This is a genomic window from Dehalococcoides sp., assembly GCF_041654235.1.
Taxonomy (GTDB): Bacteria; Chloroflexota; Dehalococcoidia; order Dehalococcoidales; family Dehalococcoidaceae; genus Dehalococcoides; species Dehalococcoides mccartyi_B.
In genome coordinates this window covers 1-4,140 of the sequence record NZ_JBAZDW010000087.1, presented here as the reverse complement: position 1 = coordinate 4,140, position 4,140 = coordinate 1, and the positions used below count along the sequence as shown (strand labels likewise).

Here is a 4,140-nt window from a genome sequence, read left to right as displayed (position 1 = left end):
AATAGCCGCAGACCATCCTGACCAGAATGTGGCCGTGGTCTGTCATTATTTCGTGATACTCTCCATTATTTGCAAGGTGCTTGATTTGCCTTTGGAAAAAATGGGCAATTTCAGGCTTCACATCGGCAGTCTAAGTCTGATAGAGTTTAAGGGCAACCAAGCTTATCTGGCACTTTTTAATGAAAATGGCTTTCACCAGGACAGCCGTTGTATTTGAAAATATCTTGTTGAATAAGTTTTAAAAGGCGGTAATATACCCTTGGACAATACCGAGATTTTAACAGAACGGGTAAGTAAATATATAAAAAAACAGGGACTGGTTTCAGCCGGCGACGAAATATTGCTGGCAGTTTCCGGCGGACCTGACTCCGTTTGTATGCTTTACATAATGCATAAACTAAGCAGGGAAATGGGTTTCAGTTTGCGGCTGGCACATCTGAATCACGGTCTGCGGGCAGAAGAATCTGACCGTGATGCCGCCTATGTAACCGAACTGGCAAGTGCTTTGGGATTACCCCTTTGCCAGCAGAAAGTCAGTGTCAAGGCTTATCAGGCTGAACACCACCTGTCACTGGAAGAAGCCGCCCGCGAAATGCGTTACGCTTTTCTCTGCCGAACCGCGGCCGAATTCGGTTCAGCAGCAGTAGCGGTAGGACATACCCTGGACGACAATATTGAAACCGTTATGCTCCACCTTGTTAGGGGTAGCGGAACCCGCGGACTTCAAGGACTCAGGCCGGTTTTAAACCGAACCATAGCCGGTGCAGGCTGTCTAAGGGTTATCCGCCCTTTACTGTGTCTTGGCCGGGCAGAAACTCAAGTGTACTGCCGCGAAGCTGGGCTTTTGCCCAGACAGGATATTACGAACCTGAGCACAGAACCTCTGCGAAACCGAATACGCCTTGAGGTATTGCCTCTGTTAAAGACAATTAACCCCGCCTTTGAGGAAACTATACTCCGTACTGCTTTTATTGCGGGTGAGGAAATGGCTCTGCTGGATGAGGTTACATCCCAGATGAAAGCCGAATTGGTAATCCGCCAGGACGATGTGCTTATGATTGAAAAAATAGAGATGCAGCGGCTTCATCCGGCACTTAAGCGAAACCTTTTACGCCAGATGATGGAAGAACTGCTGGGCGGGTTGAAGGATATAGAAGCCCGTCACATAGAGAACATTGTCCAGACCATGGATAAGCCTGCCGGGCGGCGGATAGACCTGCCATATAAGCTGGTTTTTCAGGTAGATTATGAACATTATTTGCTGGGCTGGGGGATTGACGAACTCTGTCCATACCCGCCTTGTCAGGGGGAATACAGGCTGGGAGTGGGGACGGAAACTTTTCTGGACGGCTGGGTAGTAAAAACTGAAATACTGCCTTCGCCGATAGGTCTGGATTTAAGTGAAAGCAGTCTGGTAGCCTATCTGGATATGGATAAAGCCGGGACTGACCTGATAGTTCGTACCCGCGCCGAGGGTGACCAGTTTCAGCCGCTGGGTATGGAAGACGCCAAGAGCCTGAAGGAATTTATGATAGACAATAAGATTCCCCGAAACTGGCGGGCCAGAGTACCCCTGCTTATATCCAGCAAGGAAATACTCTGGCTGGTGGGTTACCGTATTGGCGAATCCGCCAAGGTAGATGAAAATACCCGCCGGGTGCTTCGGGTGGAATTCAGGCTGTTGGGTTAAAGCGGTTTGTAGGCCTTGAGCCTTAAACTGCTGATTAAACCGTCTAGTTCGTTGGTTTCGGCATCTTGGTGGCTGTGGCAGGATTCATCTGAACAGCTGCAACTACAGCCGCAACCCTCGTCACCACAGCTGTCTGAGCCGTAGGTTTCTTTGGACAGTAATGTTATGTCAACAAAACCGGCATCATTGATAATATCCAGATAATCATACATCTGTTCTGCTCCGGCAATGCAACTCACATAGGCGGCGGCAGATTTGCGGACTTCGTCTGGCAGGTCTCCTTCCAGCACAATATCCGAAATGACTATCCGACCTCCCGGCTTGAGTACCCGCATGGCTTCCTTGAAGACTGCAGGCTTGTCCGGTGACAGATTTATAACGCAGTTGGAGATAATAAGGTCTATACTGTTTGCCTCAAGCGGCAGGTTTTCAATCTCCCCCTGAATGAATTCCACATTGGTATAACCGCCCTGAAAAGCGTTGCGTTTGGCTATAGACAACATTTGGGGGGTCATGTCTACACCTATTACTTTGCCTTTTTCACCCACCCGCGGGCTGGCCAGAAAACAGTCAAAACCGCCGCCTGACCCTAAATCCAGTACAGTTTCACCTTCTTTTATTTCGGCTAGCGCCAGAGGGTTACCGCAGCCCAATCCCAGGTTGGCACCTTCGGGGACGGAGTTTATTTCTTCAGGGCTGTAGCCTGCCTGAAGGCTGGATTCTGCCGCCATATTAGAGCTGCTGCAGCAACTGCAACCGCTGGCGGGTGAAGCCGCTCTTTCGGCTATCTGTCCGTATTCATCACGCACCAGTTTCTTGATGTCTGTCATGGGTTAATCTCCTCCTGCAACTGTCATGTTTTTTAAAATGGGGCTGACTATTTCTTTGGCCAGTTCCGAAAACTCGTCTGCTTTTATGAGTAGCAGGCAACAGGGTTTTCCACCTGAATGCTGGGTAATGGCCGCCAGTTTGTCTCCCGGCTGGATATCCAGTTTGGTGCGGATTTCCTTTGGGAGTACCAGCTGACCACGGGCGTCTATGCTTAAGATGGCATCTATCCCGCAACAGCACTTTTCTTCCATATTTGCCTCACTAGTAAATCAGTAAAATCAGAATATACTGAATAATACCCCGGTTGGTTTTTTCTGTCAAATAATATAACGGGCGGCCACTGCTTTTTGGAGTTTTATTTAGACGTATCAGGTTGGCAAGTAAAAGAAAAAGCGGCTGGTTAAGGCCGCTTTATAATCTAGAGTTTAAATATAGCTAACGCATTTTTTTAAGGCGGGGGTTCTGGGCGAGACCGGGTATGCGCCCCCGTTTGGCTACCGGTTTGCCCTCAATTTCGTGCAGGTCTGCGGTGAAGTCAATGGGGCGGGCACCGCTTATATAACTGCCTGTTCCGTAGCCGTCTACCGGGGCATTATTTTCCGCAAAGTAGCGTATGCGTTCCGGGGTAAGGCCGCCGGAAACAAATATCTTGACATGCCTGTGTCCGGCCATATCCAGATTGGCACGCACTTCTTTAACTAAATCTGCCGTAACCCGCCCTCTCTCAAGGGGGGTGTCCAGCCTGACGCTGTCCAGCCTTTGTCCCATGGCTTCGGCTACCCGCAGGCTTTCCTCAACCTCGTCTTTAAAGGTGTCTACCAGAGCTACTCTGGGTATCTGGGACGGCATGTATTTGTCAAAGGCCAGAGTGGCCTTTAAAGTATCACCCATAACCAGTATCAGGGCGTGGGGAATAGTACCAGAAGGGTTGATGCCCGAAAGGCGCGCCCCTTCAATGGACGAACAGCCTTTGCAGCCGCCCACCATGGCGGCATAATCCATGCGGCCGGCTACCAGCGGGTGAATATGCCGGGCACCAAAACTGGTAACAGGTATATCCCCTGCCGCCTCCGCACATTCGCGGGCGGCGGTTGCCCAGCCAGTACCCGAAGCCAGCATGCCTAAATAAACAGTCTCGTAAAGGCCGAAGCTCAGGTAAGGAGCTTTGATACGCATCACGACTTCCTTGGCTGAAATCTGGTCACCGTCTTCCAGCGCCCATATTTCTCCCTCACCCGCTGACAATATCGCCTGAAGAAGCTCTACAGCCTCGCTCAGACCGCACAGAATGCCGGGCCGGGTGGCGAATACTTCCATCACCGCTACAGGGTTCCGGTTTTCTTTAGCCAGTATTTCCACTGTCCGGGCAAAATAGATATCTGTGGTATCCCCTGCCAGCAGGTTTCCGGGTATATTAAACTTCGGTTTAAAAGTCATAACTCCTCCGGTTCATTCTAATGGCGGAAGTGGCGGGTGCCGGTAAAGACCATAGCTATATTATGCTTGTTGGCGGCATCAATAGACTCCTGGTCACGGATAGAACCGCCCGGCTGGATAATGGCGGTCACTCCGGCAGCGGCAGCCTGTTCAACGCTGTCAGGGAAGGGGAACATGGCGTC

Annotated in this window: 5 protein-coding genes and 1 pseudogene; 2 read left to right on the top strand and 4 right to left on the bottom strand. The window is 50.5% G+C overall.

The window, feature by feature from the left end; genetic code table 11:
• Nucleotides 1-217, top strand: a 217-nt coding sequence (locus tag WC259_RS07840) for a histidine phosphatase family protein (protein ID WP_372644109.1), incomplete at its 5' end; no start/stop codon positions are given.
• Between the two features lie 42 nt (nt 218-259).
• Entirely contained in the window at nt 260-1,690 is a 1,431-nt protein-coding gene (gene tilS / locus WC259_RS07835; protein ID WP_012034165.1) for a tRNA lysidine(34) synthetase TilS, read from the top strand.
• Here tilS and WC259_RS07830 read toward each other — a convergent pair.
• From WC259_RS07830 to purH, 4 genes and pseudogenes are all read right to left on the bottom strand, one after another.
• Nucleotides 1,687-2,520 (bottom strand): arsenite methyltransferase, encoded by an 834-nt coding sequence (locus tag WC259_RS07830; protein WP_012034164.1) that lies wholly within the window; start codon nt 2,518-2,520, stop codon nt 1,687-1,689. The two genes, tilS and WC259_RS07830, sit on opposite strands and share 4 nt — an antisense overlap.
• 3 nt (nt 2,521-2,523) lie before the next feature.
• Nucleotides 2,524-2,772, bottom strand: a complete 249-nt coding sequence (gene hgcC, locus WC259_RS07825; protein ID WP_011309778.1) for an HgcAB-associated protein HgcC — start codon at nt 2,770-2,772, stop codon at nt 2,524-2,526.
• A 184-nt stretch (nt 2,773-2,956) separates the two neighbouring features.
• Nucleotides 2,957-3,958, bottom strand: coding sequence for a nicotinate phosphoribosyltransferase (locus WC259_RS07820; RefSeq protein WP_372644105.1), 1,002 nt, complete (start codon nt 3,956-3,958; stop codon nt 2,957-2,959).
• Nucleotides 3,959-3,975: 17 nt separating this feature from the next.
• A pseudogene (gene purH / locus WC259_RS07815) lies at nt 3,976-4,140 on the bottom strand (bifunctional phosphoribosylaminoimidazolecarboxamide formyltransferase/IMP cyclohydrolase); the annotation flags it as partial.